14 protein-coding genes and 1 tRNA gene are annotated in these 21,463 nt (G+C 36.8%); 6 read left to right on the top strand and 9 right to left on the bottom strand.

Annotated features, from left to right (window positions below; all coding sequences use genetic code 11):
- Positions 1-104: 104 nt before the first annotated feature.
- Entirely contained in the window at positions 105-968 is an 864-nt protein-coding gene (locus IPI65_07190; GenBank protein MBK7441306.1) for an acid phosphatase, read from the bottom strand.
- Positions 969-1,154: 186 nt separating this feature from the next.
- On the opposite strand from IPI65_07190, the gene IPI65_07185 reads away from it, so the two are divergent.
- The 4 genes from IPI65_07185 to clpX all read left to right on the top strand — a co-directional run bounded on the left by IPI65_07185 (position 1,155) and on the right by clpX (position 4,667).
- A tRNA-Leu gene (locus tag IPI65_07185) sits at positions 1,155-1,239 on the top strand.
- 117 nt (positions 1,240-1,356) lie between these two features.
- Positions 1,357-2,733, top strand: coding sequence for a hypothetical protein (locus tag IPI65_07180; GenBank protein MBK7441305.1), 1,377 nt, complete (start codon positions 1,357-1,359; stop codon positions 2,731-2,733).
- A complete protein-coding gene (gene clpP, locus IPI65_07175; GenBank protein MBK7441304.1) occupies positions 2,723-3,412 on the top strand; it encodes an ATP-dependent Clp endopeptidase proteolytic subunit ClpP in 690 nt (229 codons plus the stop codon). Before IPI65_07180 ends, clpP begins: the two co-directional genes overlap by 11 nt.
- Before the next feature lie 19 nt (positions 3,413-3,431).
- On the top strand, positions 3,432-4,667 hold the full coding sequence (gene clpX / locus IPI65_07170; protein ID MBK7441303.1) for an ATP-dependent Clp protease ATP-binding subunit ClpX: 1,236 nt from the start codon (positions 3,432-3,434) through the stop codon (positions 4,665-4,667).
- A gap of 454 nt (positions 4,668-5,121) precedes the next feature.
- Here the strand turns inward: clpX and IPI65_07165 are convergent, their stop codons facing one another.
- Complete coding sequence (locus tag IPI65_07165; GenBank protein ID MBK7441302.1) at positions 5,122-5,427, bottom strand: helix-turn-helix transcriptional regulator; 306 nt, start codon at positions 5,425-5,427, stop codon at positions 5,122-5,124.
- A gap of 1,180 nt (positions 5,428-6,607) precedes the next feature.
- On the opposite strand from IPI65_07165, the gene IPI65_07160 reads away from it, so the two are divergent.
- Positions 6,608-8,146: a hypothetical protein gene (locus IPI65_07160; GenBank protein MBK7441301.1), complete on the top strand. Its 1,539-nt coding sequence runs from the start codon at positions 6,608-6,610 to the stop codon at positions 8,144-8,146.
- Between the two features lie 7 nt (positions 8,147-8,153).
- Here the strand turns inward: IPI65_07160 and IPI65_07155 are convergent, their stop codons facing one another.
- The 3 genes from IPI65_07155 to IPI65_07145 all read right to left on the bottom strand — a co-directional run bounded on the left by IPI65_07155 (position 8,154) and on the right by IPI65_07145 (position 12,357).
- Positions 8,154-9,362, bottom strand: coding sequence for a DUF1501 domain-containing protein (locus tag IPI65_07155; protein ID MBK7441300.1), 1,209 nt, complete (start codon positions 9,360-9,362; stop codon positions 8,154-8,156).
- Positions 9,363-9,364: 2 nt separating this feature from the next.
- Entirely contained in the window at positions 9,365-10,759 is a 1,395-nt protein-coding gene (locus IPI65_07150) for a DUF1800 domain-containing protein (GenBank protein MBK7441299.1), read from the bottom strand.
- 194 nt (positions 10,760-10,953) lie between these two features.
- Positions 10,954-12,357, bottom strand: a complete 1,404-nt coding sequence (locus tag IPI65_07145; GenBank protein ID MBK7441298.1) for a hypothetical protein — start codon at positions 12,355-12,357, stop codon at positions 10,954-10,956.
- Positions 12,358-12,449: 92 nt separating this feature from the next.
- Between IPI65_07145 and IPI65_07140 the strand changes: the two genes are divergently transcribed.
- Complete coding sequence (locus tag IPI65_07140) at positions 12,450-14,132, top strand: hypothetical protein (GenBank protein ID MBK7441297.1); 1,683 nt, start codon at positions 12,450-12,452, stop codon at positions 14,130-14,132.
- Between the two features lies 1 nt (position 14,133).
- Here IPI65_07140 and IPI65_07135 read toward each other — a convergent pair whose 3' ends face one another.
- The 4 genes from IPI65_07135 to IPI65_07120 all read right to left on the bottom strand — a co-directional run bounded on the left by IPI65_07135 (position 14,134) and on the right by IPI65_07120 (position 21,463).
- Entirely contained in the window at positions 14,134-14,613 is a 480-nt protein-coding gene (locus tag IPI65_07135) for a hypothetical protein (GenBank protein ID MBK7441296.1), read from the bottom strand.
- A 6-nt stretch (positions 14,614-14,619) separates the two neighbouring features.
- Positions 14,620-15,162, bottom strand: coding sequence for a GNAT family N-acetyltransferase (locus tag IPI65_07130; protein ID MBK7441295.1), 543 nt, complete (start codon positions 15,160-15,162; stop codon positions 14,620-14,622).
- An 11-nt stretch (positions 15,163-15,173) separates the two neighbouring features.
- The gene (locus tag IPI65_07125) at positions 15,174-16,004 is read right to left on the bottom strand and encodes a hypothetical protein (GenBank protein MBK7441294.1); all 831 of its coding nucleotides are present in this window, start codon (positions 16,002-16,004) and stop codon (positions 15,174-15,176) included.
- 62 nt (positions 16,005-16,066) lie between these two features.
- Positions 16,067-21,463, bottom strand: a complete 5,397-nt coding sequence (locus IPI65_07120) for a DUF4011 domain-containing protein (GenBank protein MBK7441293.1) — start codon at positions 21,461-21,463, stop codon at positions 16,067-16,069.

Below are 21,463 nucleotides of genomic sequence, written 5' to 3'. Positions count from 1 at the left end.
GGAACACAGATTTGACGGATTTAACTGATAAAAACGGATAATTTTAGTAAGGCTGAAAAAAATCCGTCAAAACCCGTTCAATCTGTCTGATCAGTGTTCCTTTTCTATTTTTCCCAACAATCCATGATTGGGTAATACATTTTTGAAAATCCGGAATGGGGTAGATCGTATAGTTGTTGGAGGGTGCTGAGGACGCTGAAATGGTTGATGGGGGTGTTGTATTCGCCACCGATGACATCTTCGCCGATAAATAGCGTGAGAATTTGATTGACATCGCTGCTTGGATTGCCTTCGTCGAAGGTGATGATACAAAGACTATTATTTTCTTTTGCCCAATTGATATAGGCTTCGAAATTGGTTTTGAGCCAGGCATCTCCTTGTGCGATGCTGCCGTCGTGCATGTCGTTGTCGAGGTTGGGGACTACAAAGCTTATTGTGGGCAATAAATTAAAATCCGTCGGAAAAGCGGTTAAGGGCTGATTTAGTAAGGAGTCCACCTGATTTTTACCGGTGCCCATCCAGTTGGTAACGGGATTGTGGCGGCGAACATATCTGCCTGAAACATCGCCATCGAAACCGGCATAGGGTAAGTCTTCGCTGTAAGTTGCAAAGGTGTATCCGGCATCAACCAATTGTGCTGCAAGGTTCGGACTGGTAAATTTTTTAGTCGGGCGGTCGTTGCTGACCACGCCCTGATTATCTCCAGAAAAAAACATGATGTAATTGGGCTGACTCGGGTGACCAAGTGCAGTGCTTTCGGTAAAATGGGCGGTTTTTGGGTCGCTGATGAGGGTGTGGAGGTATTCGGCAGCGGAGGTATCGATAATCATTTGGTAATCGTGATTTTCGAAAATTAATACCACAATATGATCGGGTTTGGGCAAATTGGTGGTTGGCAGTTCCTGTGTAGTGCAGGAAATGCAACAAAAAATGCCGGCAATTGCCAATAAAAAGTTAGCTCTCAGCATGCGAAAGGTGAAGATACAATAAAGCGGTTTATCGCTACAAATATTATATAGGTAAATTGTTAATTTTCACTTACCTTTGCATCTCTTTTTAAAAACAGGCAATCATTTGGGTTTCAAGATGGTTGTTTTGCATAAAAAAGTGTTCTTTATGTGATTTTTTAATCAATAAAACATCCCGAAAAGCAAGCGGGTGTGGTGAAATTGGCAGACATACCAGACTTAGGATCTGGCGCCGCAAGGCATGGGGGTTCGAGTCCCTCCACCCGCACCACATTTCAACAGAAAGTCTGACCCCGGGCTTTCTGTTTTTTTTACTGCCGGAACGGTGATTTCCGGTTTAAGGGAACGAAAAAACATTCTAATAACTTTACACTAATAATTTCAAACAGTGAATATCTCAATCGACAACTTAGGATTACAGCACAACATTGTGCGTTTTACCATTACTAATGAAGATTACCGTGGCCGTTTCGACAAGGCTTTAAAAGAAGTAGCAAAAAAAGCACAAATTCCGGGTTTCCGTCCGGGACATGTACCTGCAGGCATGGTGAAAAAAATGTATGGTGATACCGTTATTCTGGAAGAGTTATACAAAATTGTGAATGAGCAGATGAATGCTTATCTCAAAGAAAATAATTATGAATTATTGGGTGATGCATTACCGATTGAAAGTGATTTAGGTGTTGATTACAACGAAACCAAAACGTATGAATTTGCATACGAAATTGGTGTGCAGCCTGTAATTAACCTCGATGCAAATCTGAATAAAAACAAAACACTTACTCGTTATAAAATAGCTGCCAAACCGGAAGAAATTGAGCAGGAATTTGAACGCATTTTACGCAAATACGGTGAACGTAAAGATGTTGACACCGTTGAAGAAAACGATGTTGTTTATGCGCAAATAAAAGAATTAAATGAAGATGGTTCACCTAAAGATGGTGGCATTCAGGTGGAGACTTATTTTAACCTGCAAATGTTAAATGATGGCAACCAAAATATATTTCTTGGTGCAAAACAGGGTGATGTTAAAAATATTGACGACCTGTTCAACGTCTTTAAGGGAGATAAAGTGAATGTGGCGAAAAATATTCTCCACTTAAACGAACCAACTGAAGCAAGCATTGAAGGTATTAGTCCGAAATTCGAATTTAAAATCGACCGGATTGCAAGATTGTTTAATGCTGAAATAAATGAAGCGTTCTTTACAGAAATCAGCAAAGAGTTTGGTGAAATGAGCACTGAGACTGAATTACGCGAAAGAATTGCGATGGCTATTGAGCAATATCACAGCAGTTTAACAGAGGTATCGCTTGAAAATGAACTATTTAAATATCTTATCGATACAACCGAAGTGCCACTTCCGGATGTCTTCTTAAGAAAATGGTTCACGCAATCGAACGAAAAGGATGTGAATGCGGAAAATTTCGAAGCTGAATTTGCCGATTTCATGAATAAACTGAAACAATCGCTCATTTATCGCGAAGTGCAAAAATCGCATGTATTGGATGTTACTAATGATGAGATTATTCAGGAAGCATTAAATACCGTTCGTGCAAGTTACGGACAGATGGGTGAAGATTTAGTGCAATACATTTTAACCAGTCAGTTGAAAGACAAAGCTTTTGTAGAAAACATGCATGACCGTGTTGCGCAGAAGAAGTTTTTTGATGTTATTAAAACATATATCACTATTGATGAGCAACCAATAACCTTGGAAGCTTTTCAAGAATTAAATAAAAAAGAAGAAGCGTATGCAGAATAATGAATTTCGCAAATATGCGATACAGCACATGGGAATGAGCAGTAACTCGCTCGACAGTTACATGAAAACACAAAGTATGCATGTAACCAATTTTACACCATACATTATTGAAGAACGTCAGTTAAATGCGCAGGCACTCGACGTATTTTCAAGATTGATGATGGACCGTATCATTTTTATGGGAACGGCAATCGACGATTATGTTGCGAATGTGATTCAGGCACAGTTATTATTTTTATCGAGTGTAGATGCAAAACGTGATATCCAGATTTATATTAATAGTCCGGGTGGCGTTGTGTATTCAGGCCTCGCGATTTATGATACCATGCATTTTATTACTCCTGATGTAGCCACAATTTGTACCGGTATTGCCGCATCAATGGCAGCTGTATTATTATGTGCGGGTGCTAAAGGCAAACGTGCAGGTTTATCGCATTCACGTGTTATGATTCACCAACCGCTTGGTGGTGCTCAGGGTCAGGCAAGTGATATGGAAATTACTTTGAAAGAGATTCTGAAGTTAAAAACAGAATTATACACGATCATCAGCAACCATAGTGGTCAGCCATTCGAAAAAGTAGAAAAAGACTCCGATCGTGATTATTGGATGCGTTCTGCTGAAGCGAAAGAATACGGTATGATTGACGAGGTGTTGTTAAAAGACCCTAAAAAAGGGTAAATTTGATTGAACAAGTTACATGAAGAAAAAAGAAACCGCCCATTGTTCCTTTTGTCTGCGCCCGAAAGAAGAGGTGAAGATGTTGATTGCAGGACAAGAAGGACATATTTGTGAAACCTGTGTAAGCCAGGCTCAAACCTTGGTGGAAGAGGAGTTACACGCGCCTGTAAAACGGTATAAATTTGCTTTGGCGAACTCGATGAAGCCACGTGCAATTAAGGAGTTTCTTGATACTTATGTAATAGGTCAGGATGAGGCCAAAAAGATACTTTCCGTTGCGGTTTATAACCATTACAAGCGCCTAAACCAGAAAACCAGCGAGGATGTTGAGATTGAAAAGTCGAATATCATGGTTGTTGGAAGGACGGGAACAGGTAAAACCTTACTTGCGCGTTCTATAGCCAAGTTTTTAAATGTGCCTTTTGCAATTGTTGATGCCACTGTATTTACTGAAGCCGGTTATGTTGGGGAAGATGTAGAAAGTATCTTATCCCGTTTATTACAGGTTTGTAATTATGATGTTGCGGCAGCCGAAAAGGGCATCGTTTATATTGATGAGATAGATAAAATTGCGCGCAAGGGTGATAATCCTTCCATAACCAGAGATGTTTCGGGTGAAGGTGTGCAGCAGGCATTACTTAAAATGCTGGAAGGCACAGAAGTGATGGTTCCGCCACAGGGAGGAAGAAAACATCCGGAGCAAAAAATGGTGAAGGTGAATACCCAAAACATTCTCTTCATTTGCGGTGGTGCTTTTGATGGTATTGAAAAAATTATTGCCCGTCGCACCGACACTCAATTAATCGGATTTAAACGTCACGACGATAATGTAACTACCGATCGTGAAAATTTACTACAATATATTGCTCCGCAGGACTTAAAAAACTTCGGATTAATTCCGGAATTAATTGGTCGTTTGCCGGTCCTCACCCACTTAGATCCACTGGATGCTGATGTGTTGAGAGCAATCCTGGTTCAACCTAAAAACGCCATCATCAAACAATACAAACAATTATTTGATATTGAAGATATCAACTTAATGATTGATGATGCGGTTCTCGATTTTATCGTAGAAAAAGCCATCGACTTCAAACTCGGCGCACGTGGTCTCCGCTCTATTTGTGAGGCTTTACTTACTGATGCTATGTTTGAGCTGCCAAGTAATGCAGGGGTTAAAGATTTTCATTTGACACTTGATTATGCGGTGAGTAAGTTTAATCAGTCGAAGCTGAGTTTGCTGAAGATTGCGAGTTGACAGTAAGGATACTTGTATCCGGCGGGATGAGGACTAATGAGCAATAGGAATTCTACATTACCTTAAACTCAAACGTAAAGAATTAACTTTTTACTCAGAATTTGCTGCAAGCTATTTTAATTTTTACTACCTAAGGCGCTCGTATACCAAGGCATTGCTGCTAAGTAGTTCATGCGTTTACCAAGATACTTTTTGTATATACTAGTTACTTCATCCTCCGCGATCTATGGTGATAGTAAGGATGCTCGCATCCGGCGGGATGAAGACTAATGAGCTCTAGGAATTCCACATTACCTTAAACTCAAGCGTAAAGAATTAACTTTTTACTCAGAATGATAGTAAGGATGCTCGCATCCGGCGGGATGAAGACTAATGAGCTCTAGGAATTCCACATTACCTTAAACTCAAGCGTAAAGAATTACCGAGCGGCGAATCTGATCTCAAACAATATTCATTATAATTTGATTGATAACTCAAGGTGTCCTCCAAGTCCGGTCTCCACTATTTTTTGCAGTGTGGAAATGCGAACTTCTTTTATATTATTTTCAATTTTTGAAATATAAGATTTTGTTGTTCCGGATTTAGCTGCAAGTTGCTCTTGTGTTAAACCTTTTTCAAGTCTTGCCTCAAGCAGTAAAAATCCAATTTTGAAATTTTCGTATCCGGCTTCTAATTCTTCGCGTTTTTTGGTCCCACGTTTTCCATAATTTTTCTCTTTAAATTCTTCGAGAGAAGTCAAATTTTTATTTTTCTTTTTCATATTCTGCCTTTATTTTTTTTGCTAATTCAATTTCGTTTTTAGGCGTTTTTTGTGTTTTAATCGGCCTGTATTGCCATCACTCCATAATCAAAAATACAAAAGTTTCACTTAAGTGAAACTTTTGTATTTTCAATTTTAGCATAGGTAAAGCGTATGCCTGGGCATGACCGTTATGTAGTTCAGACGCTTATCCAGATACTTTTTGTTTTACGAGTTACTTCTGCCTCCGCGATCTATGGTGATAGTAAGGATACTTGTATCCGGCGGGATGAAGACTAATGAGCAGCAAGAGCTCTACATTACATTAAACTCAAGCGTAAAGAATTAACTTTTTACACAACATGTGCTGCATACTATTTTAATTTTTACTACCTAAGGCGCTCGTATACCAAGGCATTGGTGCTAGGTAGTCCATGCGTTTATCCAAATACTTTTTGTTTAACAAGTTACTTCATCCTCCGCAACCTATGGTTGGTCTGGGGACGCAACCATAGGGGTTGCTGGTGAGGTCATGTTGAGGTTACGAGGGAGTAGGTTTTGAGTTCTATTTTACTTTGGTATCTCCAATCGGAGATTGGGGGATCAGAGGGCTTCGAAGCGGAGTTTGTTTGGGGCTCTACAATTTCCTTCATTTCATACAAACAGAAAGGAGGCCTAAGCCTCCTTCTGGTCGTGAACCTAATTTATGAAACAAACCAACTGTCTACAAAGTTATAATTCGTCATTATCAATTATCACTATCGCCTGAACGGGAATTGAATGGAGTAATGTTATTTTCATACTATTCAAATGTTTAAAAGGTTAACTGAATGACTAACGATGTCAAAAGTATAAACCTGCTTGTAGCTATTCATTACACCAAATAACTATTTGTGACGATATATATGAGTTTATAATTTGACTTTTTAGGTCATAACTTCCTATTATTGAGGCTTTTAAGTGAATTTTTTAGTCTTTTTGTGACATTTTAAAGTCATTTAACAAATGTAAGATGCAACCTCAAACCTATTTGGTATTGTGGATTTCGGGTGAAAAAAAGAATTATAAATTTATTTGATTATCACAAATTTTGTTATGTTTGTGACATGAAGGCTGAAAGGTTTTCATACACATCCCGCGGAAACTAAGTATTTTCAGACAACTATACCCGAAACGATAACCCTCTGAAGGCAGACACACTATGAAAAACCTAATTGAAATTTCGAAAGTTGTGACCAAAAAGAGAATCTCAAAGATTGAGATTTTCGACAAAAGTTTACTTAACCGAAAGGAAAGCAAATTCAATGAATTTTATGAGGGATTAGTTAACGACAAGTTCAATACGGATGAGGAAGCTGCAATGATGCTTTATAATACCTCTCCTTTGGATGATAAGTATCGTCAGCTCAAATCACGGTTTTCAAAACGTTTGCTAAATACACTTTTTTTCCTCGATAGCAACGACCCTTCTTTTTCCGATTATCACAGAGCCAATTATACTTGCAATAAAAACTGGGCACAAATTAGAATTCTGCTCAACAGCGGTGCACGAAACGCTGCCATTAAAATCGCTACTAAAACTTTAGGTGTTGCTGAAATTTATCGCTTTTCTGACATCATCCTCAACTGCTCACGCATTTTAATGAATAATGCGAGCTTAAATGGTGATGATAAGGAATATGAAATGTATGCCGCACTTACCAATAAGGCATTACGTGATGTTGATTATGAAATACGGGCTGAAGAAATGTATCAGCGCCTCACTATCAATTTTGCGATGAGTGCTTCTTCTACTACTGAATTAGCGCAAACTGCAGATAAAAATCTGGAGGCCGTTAATAAACTATGCGAACAAAGCAACAGCTACCAGTTGCATTATATGAAATACCAGATTCGTATTATGGTAGCGCAAATTAAAGGTCAGTACTTACAAACCATTAAAGTTTGTGAAGAAGCTGAACAATACCTGAACGATAATCCGAATTTTAACCAGAAGGTAAAATTGGCTAACCTGGCATTAATTAAAATCAGCTCTTATTTACAATTACGCGATTATGAAAATGGTCGCATGAATGCGGAAAAATGTCTGGAGTTGGTTGCAGAAGGCAGTAACAACTGGTTTATATTTTTAGAATATTATTTTTTACTTGCCATGCATACCGAAAATTATATCAATGCAGCAGGTATTTTTATCAAGGTGATCAATCACCCGCGTTTTGTTTATACCAGTGATGAACGCAAAGAGAAATGGAAAATTTTTGAATCGTATATCAACTACATCTTCGAAACAGAAAACCTCGACCGCGATTTATTAGCGAGTGATCCAACCAAACGCAAATTCCGTTTGCTGAAATTTTTAAATGAGGTGCCTAATTTCTCGAAAGATAAAAAAGGATATAATGTTTCAATTTTAGTGGTGCAGATTATTTATATGCTAGAGAAAGGTGAATACACCGGTATCATCAATCGCTCCGAAGCATTAAATGTTTATTGCAGTCGCTACTTACGCAAAGATGACTCATACCGCAGCAGTTGTTTCCTTAAAATGTTGCTTACAATGGTGAAGGAAGATTTTGTTTACGACCGCACCAAACAAATGGCTCAAAAATACTTGCGCAAAATGCAGGAAGGTGATCCAAGTGGTAACAACATGGTTAACGAATGGGAAATTATTCCGTACGAAATATTATGGGAGAAAGTACTCAATCGTTTAAAACATAAACCTGCGAATCGTTTGTAAATAGATCTTACAAACAATCCAACAGCGGATACGATTTATCCAATACCAGACTGGAATTTACATTCAGCCATTTATTCATAATGGTGGAATATACACTTCTGAAATCTACCTGATGAATTAAATCGCCATCCTGCAAATTTTTTAAATCAGCCATATCGTTGATCATGCCGCCTTGCTTTAATCCGCCACTAATTAAATATACATTATTAGCAGTACCGTGATCGGTTCCGTTGCCGGCGTTCTCTTCTACCCTTCTACCAAATTCAGAAAATGTCATGATCATGGTATCTTTAAATTTACCATTTGCTTTTAAGTCGCTGCAAAATGCTTTTAATGCATCAGAATAAACACGTAATTGTCGCTCCTGCTGATTGCGCTGACCGGCATGTGTATCGAATCCACTTAATGACACATAATAAATTGTAGTATTAGATTCAGCAATAATTAATTGCGCAATTGTTTTTAATTGATTGCTGAATTCATTTGCCGGATAAATGGCATTATTGGTATACTTTTTTGATTTTTCGTAAATGTAATCTGTGCTCTCTGCAGTATCAGCTAATAATTTATGTAAGTAAGCAACATTATGATGGTCGTCTTCAAAATGTGCAGACTGCTGTGCGATGCTATCAATAAACGGATTGGCATTTACATTTTTTAATTCTTTTGGGTCACGAACGGCAAATCCGCTTACCAGGTTTCCTTTTAATGCGAGACTTAAACTGTCATCAATTTCAACTGCGAAATGTGGTTTTGCGCAGGCATTATTATTACAAGTTGAATCTAAAATACGTCCCACCCAACCGGTTTGTAAATAAATATTTTCGTCGCTACCTGTTTGCCAGATATCCATGCTCCTGAAATGTGAGCGGTTTGGGTTTGGGTATCCTACACTGTTTACCAGCACAACATCGCCATCAAAATATAAATCTGCCAAACCCTGCAAGTTGGCATTCATTCCGATACCATCACCTAATTTAATTACCTCATCTTTTTTATAACCTATTGATGGTCGCGCTTTCTGATAAATATCATCGCCAAAAGGAATGATACAATTCAGTCCGTCGTTACCACCGGAAAATTGAATTACCACTAATACTTTTGGTTTAGTGGCATCAGATAATAATCCCGATGAGGCTTTTAAAAATTGCGGCATAAACAAACTGGCTGAGGCCAAACTTGAATATTTAAGGAAATCTCTTCTTGAACTTTTCATAATTAAATTAATTGAAATTCAGGTAATGACATTACGATACCAATTGTGCTGATGATTCTGTTTTCATCAGATGAATGGTCGATATATTTTTCGATTAATGATTTATCGATAGCCTCCTTTGGTGATTGCACAAAAGCGGCAATTACGGCATCGGTTAATTCTTCTTTTTTTACATTTTTAAATGTGTTCACCAGCTTCGACCAATCAGAATACACTTCAGAACGTTTTTTAGCTTTTAATGCTGCTTCATCTTCGGGAGCATCTTCAAATTCCGGTTTAGGACGGATGTCAAATCCCCCACCCTGAATAATTCTTGTCGGAATATTCATACGCAACGTTAGTGTTGAACTATCCACCCAATTTTTTCCACCCGGCCAACCTGCAACATTCGGCGGGAAAAATAGTACTTGTCCGAGCACCTTTTGCACTGCCAGCTGAGCTTTATCATCTTTAAACCCAATATCGATTAATTTTTTGTAGCGCACCAATAATTCCACCGGAGACGCGATATGTGAGCCTACATTTTTTTCACTGTAAAACCAGCCTGAAGTAAAAATAGATTTCATTAATTTGCTGATATCGTAACCGCTTTCAAAAAAATCGGCAGCGAGTTTTTCTACTATTTTTTCATCTACTTCCTCATTTACAAATTCCTTATAAATTTTCCTGGTAATGTATTGTGCAGTTTCTTTTCTTTCCAATAAAATATTGATGATATCCTGACCATTAAAATTTCCTTTGATGCCTAAAAATTCCTTCTCCCCTTCATCATGTTCATCTGCAATAAATTCAAACTTACCGCGCTTGTTAACGGTCCACCCCGTAAATGCTCTGGCTGCTTCTTTAATATCGTGTTCGGTGTAAACATTTCCTTCACCTAACGTAAATAATTCCATCACTTCACGGGCAAAATTTTCGTTAGGCGCATCTTTTTTATTTTGCTGATTATTCAGATAAATAATCATTGCGGGGTCGGTAGAAATGGCGTGTAGTAATTTATCAAATTTACCTAAAGCGTTTTTACGTAGCGTATTATTTTGCACCTGCATGAGGTAGGCTAATTGTGTTGAGGTAGCAAAATGATCATGCCAAAACAGCGTCATTTTTTCGCGTAAAACTGCTTTGGTGGAATATATATTTTTTAGCCATTCAATATTGAGTTCCTGCATTTCATCGCGTGAACGCAAAACGAGTAAGAGTATTTTGAAGTTGGTTACCTCTTTGCTGTCTGCGGGATTTTCGAGGTAAGTAATTTGTTTGTATTGTTTCGAATCAGTGAATAAATCATCCACTAATTTTTCGATACCATGATTGAGTTTCTGGTTGATTACCGCGGGTGTTTCACCGAAACCTGCCCGTAAATAAAGGTGTTGGATTTGCTGCTGTTTACTCACCATAACTTTATATTATTGGGTGTAATGACAATTGTTGTGCCAAAAATTTAAGCTAAACCGTTGTTAATAAGGGCTTTACACCATAAAACGAATAAGGGTAGCAATTTGTTACAGGTGGTAATACAAATGTAAAAAATTCAGTACAAAAAAAATCCGGCTGCCATTACAGCAACCGGATTCTTGTTATTTAAACTACATTATTTTTTTGTTTTAATCAGAATATAACCGAACGAGTTCTTTGGAATTGTTCCATTATAAGTTTCTCGTTTAATGCCATTAATTTCATAACTCGGCACACTATTTTTTCCCATATACCCTGCAAAACCACCTGCACTGTATTTGTGTTTTCCCGATACATAATTAATGGTAACAGTAGCACCATTTAATTTACTTAAGTCTAAAGCAAGATTATAGGCCTCATCCATATTGGTAAAATATAAACATATTTCACCATCAGCATCTACTTGTAAATTTTGAGCGCCTGTTTTATTTAATGGTTTTCCGCCTTGTGCTTCTGACGCAAGAATATATGCCCAGTAACCGGTTCTGCGAATCATATCATGCTTATCGCTGTCTACTTTATTCGCTTTACTGATTAATCCATATTTATCGGGACTAACACCGTTGTGAATCAGAAAAAATTCCAGTTGTTCATTATACATTACCATTTCACGAAATTGCCAAGCTGCATTTAAAACGGTGTTGCTCAGCATTTCCGAAGGTTTGGTATTCCATTCGGTAATCCAAATTGGTTTTGCACCAAATTGATCACGCGCGTAAGCAATACCATCTTTCAACATTTGTTTACTCAATAATAATTCTGCTGCTTTATCGTAAGCTTTTTCCAGGTCTTTATTTTCTTTATTCGGGTCATATGCAGAACGCAACGGAATCATTTCATATGCTTCACCTAATTCTCTTTGTGTATAATAATAGTGGAGAATAACGGCATCGTAATCACCTTTATAAGCAGCGAGTGCTTCATTCCATTGAACAATATCTTTACGCGTAGTATTTGCACCGGCAACCAAACCTTTTTTTATGTCCGGATATTCATTATCCAACATTTTAAAAATGGGTGAAAAATCATTTACATATTCATCAAAAGAAGCATAACGACCATAAACTTCATTACCTGCTTCCACACCCACGATACGAACACCGTTTTTCATCATGTAACGGATGGCCTGCATATTTGCTTCAGGTGTGCTATTGAGTACATTTAAAACATACAGCACCTGCATATCCGGAAATTTTTTCTGCAACGCTATCAAATCATCCATATAACTATGGTCAGGTTGTTCTGATGTTTTGCGCAACCATTTTTCCAAACCGTTTCCATCTTCATCAAAACCTGTTTTATCAAACCAGTCTTTCACACTTTTTTCAGTCATACCCCAGCCTTTTTTTACATTGGCGGGATCGTGAAATTTAGAAATGGCGCCGCCGGGAACCCGGAGCACAAAAGGTTGATGCATATCTAATAAATATTGCTCAACGTCGGCATCGTAGTTTTCGAAAAAGCCGGTTCCGCTGAAACCAAGGTTTTGGCCAATAGCTACATTGGCATACAAGAGAATGAGGATGAGTAATTTTTTCATGTTCGTTTTTTTTAGTAACTCTGCACTTATAAAAACAAATGCCGTGCCCGTATCGCAAAATGGCTGACAAATTTAGATTAATTATAGGTTTTATGTTAATCTTTCTGCTTGCAGCAAGGGAAACAGGGTATGGACAGGAGCCGGTTGCACTGCCGCAATGGGGTAATGCGTATACACCGCTGGGGAGCAATTCCTACCACTTAATCGACCGTATTGACATTTCCTACAGCAGCACTTATCGCGATTTGCACACGGCCATAAAACCTTATTTGCGGGAAGATATCACTGACCTTACGCTCAATTATGCTAAATCGGATAGTTTTAACCGCCGCGAGCAATTTAATATCAATTATTTATGCGCAGATAATCGTGAATTTGCGACACCAAAAGGTTCCGAGTATTATCGAGCGTCACCAATTCCGTTTTTTTATCCTGAACCTGCTACTTTATATCAATTTTTTACCGTTCGCGTGAATCCTGTTATTGCCAATAGTTTTGGGACCAGCATCGATTCCGGTGGTTTAAATTTTGTAAATACAAGGGGGTTAGAATTACGTGGGAGTATTGATAACAAGGTTGGTTTTTATTTATACGCAACCGATAATCAGGCCATTTTTCCGGGTTATATTAAAGATAGAATTGATGCCGCACCGCAGGTTGTTCCGGGCGAGGGTGTTGCGAAAATATTTAAAGAAGATGGGTTTGACTGGTTGTCTACTCATGGCTATGTTGCCTTCAATGCCACAAAACATATTGCCATGCAATTTGGTCAGGATAAACTTTTTGTGGGAGATGGCATTCGCAGTTTAATATGGAGCAGCAATGCCAAGGACATGTTATTTTTCAAAATAAATACAAAAATATGGCGGGCGAATTATGAAAATGTATTTACAGAATTAGCGAATTACGATGGGTCTAATATTTATAATAGTCTGGTGCATAAAAAATATGCCGCAATGCACCATTTGAATTTCCCCATCACTAAAAATTTACATTTTGGTTTATTTGAAACAATTATTTTTGACCGCACAACTTATTCGGGGGGAGATAAAGGTTTTGAATATAATTACCTGAATCCGGTAATTTTTTATCGTGCAGTGGAGAGCGGATTAGGCAGCAGCGATAATGTTGTATTAGGTGCCAACTGGAAATGGAATTTTTTAAAACAATTTTCATTTTACGGACAGTTTGTATTAGATGAATTGGTTGTAAGTGAATTTATAGCAAACGATGGCTGGTGGGGCAATAAATATGCATTACAATCCGGATTAAAATACATCAACGTTTTTGGCATCGACCAGTTGGATCTGCAATATGAATTTAATATGGCCAGGCCCTACACTTATAGTTATGAAGATGAAAACGGCAGCAGTTATACGCATTATGCGCAACCGCTGGCACATCCGCTGGGCGCCAATTTCAAGGAAAATTTAATTGCACTTTGGTATCAACCTGCGCCAAAATTTACCATCAACAATACCCTCATGCTGGCGAATTATGGCACCGATTCGTTAAATACGAATTATGGTGGCAACGTTTTTCTAGATTATAACAATTACGCTAATGAATATGGCAATACCATCGGTCAGGGTATTCATAATAATTTAATTGTAAACGACCTGGTTATATCCTGGCAATTTTGGCATAATGCAAATTTAGATTTTAGATGTATTTACAGGAAGCTGGACAGCGAAGAAAACACCAACGACTCAAATACCTTATATTTTTCAATTGGTGTTCGTTTAAATGAGGTGTTGAAGCAATATTTATTTTGATTTATAGATTTTCACTTTTATTAGTGACTGCTTTAAGTATCGTTTTTTTCAGCAAAAACAATTCTATTTTAGTTACCAAAATAAAAATAAGTGCCGGCAATAAAATTGAAGCAAGTAGATTCGGATATTCTCCGAAAACCAGAGCATTGTAAATTAAAAATAACAGGCTTAATAAGTAAAGTAATATTAAAAGCGACGGACCGATTGAAAACCGGATTTTGATTGTCGCAAACTGTTTATCATCACCTAAAGTAAATATCAATTTCGGTAAAAGTGTTTCAAAAATGCCTTTCATTCTGGTGTAATTGGTAAACTGTTTACCTTCATTTTCAAGAAATAATTTCTGATTGGATACTAATGATTTTGTTGCTTGAAAGTCAAGCGGGGTGTGGCGACGAAGGCTATTGCTTAAAAGTCCAGATTCTAATTGAGCGGGTGTAATGGATGGAAAATTAAGATGTAATAAATAAAGCACCCGCATGGTTACTTAAGGTTTATAAGTTTGAAGTAACAGCGCAAAAACCAGCGAATCTTCCATAATGCCATTTTTATAATAATGTTGTTTTAAATGACCTTCCGGAGTAAAACCATTTTTTTCCACTAACTTGATGGATGCAGTATTATGGGGTCCGATAAATGCTTCAATACGATTTAATTGCATTTGCTCAAAACCATATTTGATAATTGGCGAAAAGGCTTCGCTCATGTAACCCTGTCTTTTAAAAACATCCTGATATAATGAATATCCAATTTCTGCGCGATGGTGTTCCGTATACCAATTGTGATATCCGCAAACACCAATCGTATCGCCGGTAATTTTATCTAATAATTGAAAACTCAGGTAGGTTTTATTGAAACAAGTAAATCCTTTTTGGTATTTTGCAAACATGGTATCCAGTTCTTCATCGGTTAAAAAACCGAGAAATTGTTTTTGTTCCTCACGGTTGAGTTGTGTGAATACCCACGTATATACATCAGGATCAATTTTCCGTAAAATCAATCGTTCTGTATGTAATAATTCAAATTCCACTGTAGAACCGTTTACTTATTTAAATTAAAATTCGCACCAAACACTACATTCCATTGTGCAAACACAAATTGTTGGCCTGCCCTGTCTACAGGGTCCATGGTCGTTCTGATATCCGGCATATTAATATAACCACTTTTAAATTCAGACTGAATAAAAAAGTATTTATAAATTTCTAAGTTTAAACCTGCCATTATGGCCATGCCAAAACCTGCTAAATGAAATTCATCATACCGTGCATTGTCAAGCAAGGTACAATTTGTTTTAGGCAATAAAATACCGGCGCTTACACCTTCTGTTGCATTTAATTTTAAATGTGGGCCGGTAATCAGATTATCGACTCTTCTATATTCTGTATTTATATAATTTAATCCGTCGGTATGTTCAAATTGCAAAAACCCGGGGCGAATTAAAATTTCATAATCTTCATAAATTGAGCTGTAATTAGAAGCGGGATTGTCAATATAACCATCTATACCAACCACTTGTAATTGTTTCACAACATATTTCATATGGTCGATACCAAAGGAAATATTATAATGGGGAGAAATAAAATATCCAAACCGGAAATTATATTGTGGAATTGTTGCACGAAGTGGATTGCAATATAATTTCACATCAAAATTACTCTGACGATCATACGCTTTTACATCGGTCAAAGTAAAATTATAATCTTCACCTTTAAAATGAATATCAGAAGCAGTGTATCCATCAACATTCCAACCCCAATAACCGAAAAACTGACCCTTATAATCCAAAGGTTGGAAATAAGTAAAAGTTTGAGCATTGGAAATAAATATGCCAAAAATCCATAAGGAAATTAAAAGTGGTGTGTGCTTTTTCATTTTGTATTGAGTGGGTGCAAAGTTAACCAAGAACGCAGGTTTTAAAACACACTCAGGTTAAATTATTGTTTAATATACCCTTTAGCCGTTTTTTGATTTGTTAATTTCAAGGCCTCTGAAGCGGCTTCCTTCGCTGTAGCAAAGGTTTTCACCAGTCGTTGCCCCTTAGTACCGGTTTTGCCGAATTGGATGGTGATGTTACAATCATCAATATAAATTTCCCAGAATTTACTCCCAGACTCAGTTTTACATACGTAGGTGATAAACTCTTCTCCAACCGCTGCTGCATTTACTACCGGTTGTTCCGGCGCTTCAGGAATAAACTGCTCATAAACCGGCATTTCCGGTAAAGCCTTTACGGTGCCATCAAGGTTGCCCAGGAGATATTGAATAACCTGTTCCTTGTTATCAACCCAGTCCTTAGTAAACACCTGACAAATTTGCCAACCATTCTGACGGAGGATATCCGGTTTTAACATGTATTGTTCTAAAATATCATCATTCGCATAATGGGTAGTATCATCAATGATAATTCCCAATTTGTATTCATTTTCTCCGGCCTTTTTAACACCGAGGTTACATTTAAATTTACTTTGACCGATATTAGTATTTACTTCATAACCTGCTTCTTCTAATATTGTTTTAATTTGATTACCAATAGCAGTTTTTAATTCGTTCGCGTATTTATTATTTATCGTATTTAATACAGTTGCGGCTTCATTCAATAATCCCATGCTCATTAATTCGGCATATTGTAAATACTTGCGGAAATAATTTGCTCCTTCATTATATTCATTTTTAATGTCGTGATATTTTATTGATGACACCACGCACATACTTTTTTTGGCACGCGAGAAAATTACGTTCAATCGTTTCTCCCCTCCTCTTTTATTTATCGGTCCAAAATTCATCAGCATTTTATGGTTAACATCATAACCATAACAGGTGCTCATTATAATGATATCCCGTTCATCGCCTTGCACATTTTCCAGGTTTTTTACAAATAAGCCAACAAACTGATTATCCTCCTCCCGTTTGTATTCCTGTTCAATTAAATTTTCAAATGATTTATCTGCAACACATAATTCCTCAATCGCTTCCTCTATAGTGCCCTGTTGTTCCATCGAAAAGGCTACGATGCCAATACTTAGGCCTTTATTTTCCAACAATAATGATTTAACCAGAAGCGCAATATATGCTGCCTCCATTTCATTACTTCGCGATGCATAAACACCATTTTTTATGTAATGATAGGAAATAGGTTTTTCGTAAATGAATTTTGTATTGCGCGTTGCATTTTCAATTTGCTCTACAATAATTTCTTCTGCGGTATTTTGGTGAAAATATTTGTCGGGAATGGTAAGCAACTCATTATTATAAAACGATGCATTAGAAAATCCAATCAATGCTTCATGTTTACTGCGGTAATGCCATCCCAGCATAATACTTGGGAATTTTCTTGTTCCTTGGGTGAGGAAACTATCAGCATCCAGTGAAAAGGCTTCAAACGTTTCATCCATTTCTTCTTCTTCCCATAAATCATCAATATTTGCTGAATTACTGCCAAAAAAATTACTAGGTGGCATTTGCATCTCATCACCAACAACAATAGTTTGTTTTGCGCGATAAACAGGTGGTAAACCTTCCTCTAAGGTAATTTGACTGGCTTCATCAAAAATTACCACATCAAAGTAATTTTCATCCAGCGGTAATGTATCTGAAACACTGAGCGGACTCATCAGCCATACGGGTTTAATTTCACGAATCAATAATCCGGATTCCGCGGTGGCTAATTCTCTTATTGATTTAAAACGAATAGATTTACTAAACTCATTCTCCAGTATTTTTCTCCCTTCGGTGATGGCGCGTCTGTTTTGTTTTTCAGCCTCCGACATACCGGCAACCGACATTTCCGATTTAACAACCAGTTGTTTAATTAAATTATTTTGTTTACTGATAATAAATTTCGCATTGATGTGCAGTAAATCTTTATACCATTTTTTAATTTTCATAATTGCCGCAAACACCATTTCCATATTAAACTTTTTATGGTTAAAGTTTTTGGCAAAATATAATTGTAATGATTTTTCTGCAAGCACCGCTTGTAAATCTGTTGGTTGCAGGGATTCGCTGCGCAACAATTGAATAATGGAAGGATTAACTGCTTTTAAATCACTAAACAGCACGCTGTATGGTGTAAACGACTGTTGTTGTTTAACAATAGCTTCAATATTTTGCTCGATTGCCGCAGGTGTCGAATCTTTAAAGTCGGATAAAAACAAATTGAGTGCTGTTTCAATTTCTTTACTCTCATTTGCAAGTGCAACAATCTGCTTTTTATCATCGGCACTCAATTTCTGCATATATGGGAAAATGAGGGTATCCAGATTAGACTTAATAACCGGCAGACGATTTTTTAAAGTTAACAGGTCTCCTGATTTATATTTTAACTCTGCATCTTTATTAAGCTGCTCATTTTTTTGAATGGTTTCATATTGGCAGATTAAATTCTCCAATACTGCGCTTAATTTCGGTTTAATTGTATGAGAAGTAACATTATAAACACCGGTTACCTGTTTTTTAATACGGCGGTAATTGCCATTTAAAAATTTAAAAAACTTGTTTTCATTTTTAGCAATAATTTCATAAGCATTACGCGCATCGGTGAGCGATAAACGATTTGTCCAATGCGGATAAACACTGCTTAATTCCTGTAGTTGATCAGCTCTTAATTTAATATCATGAACATCCTTTTCAAGCGCTTGATACATGCTGCTGTTATCTACAAGTAATTCTTCAACATGCTGCTCAAAAAACGGATATATTAATGCTCCCCGTTTTAAAAAATCATTAATTTGCTGAAAAGTTTGAATCGAGGATGGAAGTGAAAGAAATTCCAGCTTTTCAACCATCGTTTCCATTTTCATTTCAGTCTGCTGCATATGTTCTACAGCGGACTGTATGGTCTGGAAATTTTCGAAAGTGGTTAATTTCAAATATCGAAATGGATGTAGATTAAAATACCCTTGGTTATTGGTTGCTAAATTCAGTTTCCACCATTTTTCAAAAAGCGATGCAAACACTTGCCAGTCATGGTAACCACTTTTATCATCGAGTTTATCAAGTGTTGCCGGATTACTTTTATAGGAATTATAAATCAGCAAATCGTATATATCGCGAATAGTTATTGCTTCACCGGGAAGTGCTTGTTTCATAAACTGATGAAAAGAATTAATATTACCGATTTCCTTTTCAATCAGCTCAACCAGTTCATTTCTTGTTTTTTCAACTGATGTTAAATTATTGCCGGCAGCAGTAGCCTGATTAAATGTTTTTTTCAGGTTTAAGATAAATTCCTTTTTATCTGCCTGCGAATCATGAATTAAACAACATAATTCATCCAACCCCTGATTTTTAAGTCGGTGAAAAACCACGTCTAACGCAGCTCTTTTTTCACAAACAAATAACACTTTTTTTCCTCTCGCCACAAAATTGGCTACCAAATTGGCAATAGTTTGTGATTTACCCGTTCCCGGTGGGCCCTGGATGATATAACTTTCACCATTATCAGCACATTGAACTGCTTTATTCTGAGTTGGGTCACTTGCTACAACATTATATGTGGTTGTAAACGTATTTACTGCAAGGTCATTCGACTTAAATTGTTTTTGTGGTAAATTATTAAACAGGCTTTTAAACACAGCATTTTCGAGACGGGTATCAATTATTTCATTATAGTCGCGCACCAGCGACATTTTTTTATAATTAAAATTGCCCAATATCATATTACAGCAATCAAATTCCCATTGAAACGGATTTACTTCACCCTCATCAAGTGTGTATAATTCCCGTGTTATAGTTTCGGGTTCCTGAAAATGAAATGTATTTGGTTTAATATCCGGATTTATCAAATATTCCAGCGATGAAGCACCGGGTTTAATATAATTTTTGAACATTTCTAACCCATAGGGCTGAAAATTTTCAGAACTGTAGGAATAACTTAAACTCCTTAAACTTCTACGCTGCTCCAGCTTTTTGTTTCTTCTTAAATATTGAGCGTAGGTCATTTTAGCCTGCGCATGAATTAATTTTATTCTGGGTTTATCAATTAGGTTTAACTCAATACCGGAGTTATTATCAGAAATTTGTTGTTTTAATAAAGTATAAATATCCTGAACCGAGGTAGATGACAATTGAATAGTTTCCGGTAAACGGATATCGTATAAATCGCGCAACACGTTTGCCAAAACGGGATTTATTTCTATTTCGCTATCGGTAAAGTTCAATAAAAACTGGTCTTTTAATCCTTTCTTTTTAGTCAGGTTTACAGATGCCAATAATAATGGCGAAACAATTTTTTCATATGCGCTTTCTTTGGTATTATACCAGTTCAGATTACACAATACCAGCTTGAGCTGACTAAATCCGTATTCGTTAATATCCTTGTTACATTCCAGACGAATTTTATCTAAACCTGAAGGTATGTAAGGATTATCTTCTATCCGCAAATATTTATTTAATGATATGGACGACTGCTGCATTATTTTTTTAGATAATGCTTCATTCCAAAAAAATAAAGTATCAGGGTCAATATTGCTGTAATTGAGTACATGCGGAACAGAAGAAACCGTTAAGTTGAGAAATTTGATATTGGGTTTAAAGTATAATAATCGGTTGCGGCGGCTGTTATCGAAAAGTCGGTTGCGCAAACGTTCCTGAATAAACTGGTTGCGGCTATATTTTTTTTCAGTTGCAATTTCACTTAAGTCATATTCTGTTTCGGGGTTATAATCGCGATAATTTTTAAGTTTTTCCAGAATTTCACTCACATCCTTCCATCGTTTTTTCCTGTCGAGTTCGGTCATCCCCAAAATAATATTCGCAATTGCAGGATGAATTTTCTCGTTAATAAATACCATACTTTTGCGGTTAGCGACAAACTCTTTCAAATCATCTTCAATCGTAAAATCAAAATGTAAAGCAACGGAAGCCATTAACATCCCCAAACAAAAAATATCTGTTAGTGGATCATGATGGCCGAGGTTAATTTCATACGATTTATAATTACCCAAATACACAGGAAAGGTAATCGCTGCCTTATCATCAAATAAAATTGCTGATGGATTAATGTCCCAAATAACTTCATCCCCTACTTCAGTAGTTTGTTTATAAATTTCACTTATTTCAAAAGTTTTACTTTTTTGAGGTGTCAGCAACTCAATAGCAGCAAGGTTATATTTTATCGATTTACCTTGAGCATGAATATTTAATTTTTCATCCTCAACCAAAATATTATTGATATCATCCAAACCCGCAACCAAATCATTATGATGAATGGCAGCAACTGTCCGAAATAAAGGCAGGAAAATGGCTACTACATCATCGTTGGTGAAATCGCCCTGCGTGAAATTTTTCGTTATAAATTGATAAAATGCGGAGTTAGTAACAGAATTCGACAT

Source organism: Bacteroidota bacterium, assembly GCA_016706255.1.
Lineage (GTDB): Bacteria > Bacteroidota > Bacteroidia > Chitinophagales > BACL12 > UBA7236.
Note: the sequence above shows the minus strand (reverse complement) of the source record. Positions and strands in the feature narration are given on the sequence as shown.

Excerpts from the sequence above, each read along its gene's own strand:
- IPI65_07190 (MBK7441306.1), bottom strand. The coding sequence starts at position 968 with ATGCTGAGAGCTAACTTTTTATTGGCAATTGCCGGCATTTTTTGTTGC.
- clpP (MBK7441304.1), top strand. The coding sequence starts at position 2,723 with ATGCAGAATAATGAATTTCGCAAATATGCGATACAGCACATGGGAATG.
- clpX (MBK7441303.1), top strand. The coding sequence starts at position 3,432 with ATGAAGAAAAAAGAAACCGCCCATTGTTCCTTTTGTCTGCGCCCGAAA.
- IPI65_07165 (MBK7441302.1), bottom strand. The coding sequence starts at position 5,427 with ATGAAAAAGAAAAATAAAAATTTGACTTCTCTCGAAGAATTTAAAGAG.
- IPI65_07160 (MBK7441301.1), top strand. The coding sequence starts at position 6,608 with ATGAAAAACCTAATTGAAATTTCGAAAGTTGTGACCAAAAAGAGAATC.
- IPI65_07155 (MBK7441300.1), bottom strand. The coding sequence starts at position 9,362 with ATGAAAAGTTCAAGAAGAGATTTCCTTAAATATTCAAGTTTGGCCTCA.
- IPI65_07150 (MBK7441299.1), bottom strand. The coding sequence starts at position 10,759 with ATGGTGAGTAAACAGCAGCAAATCCAACACCTTTATTTACGGGCAGGT.
- IPI65_07145 (MBK7441298.1), bottom strand. The coding sequence starts at position 12,357 with ATGAAAAAATTACTCATCCTCATTCTCTTGTATGCCAATGTAGCTATT.
- IPI65_07140 (MBK7441297.1), top strand. The coding sequence starts at position 12,450 with ATGTTAATCTTTCTGCTTGCAGCAAGGGAAACAGGGTATGGACAGGAG.
- IPI65_07135 (MBK7441296.1), bottom strand. The coding sequence starts at position 14,613 with ATGCGGGTGCTTTATTTATTACATCTTAATTTTCCATCCATTACACCC.
- IPI65_07125 (MBK7441294.1), bottom strand. The coding sequence starts at position 16,004 with ATGAAAAAGCACACACCACTTTTAATTTCCTTATGGATTTTTGGCATA.
- IPI65_07120 (MBK7441293.1), bottom strand. The coding sequence starts at position 21,463 with ATGTCGAATTCTGTTACTAACTCCGCATTTTATCAATTTATAACGAAA.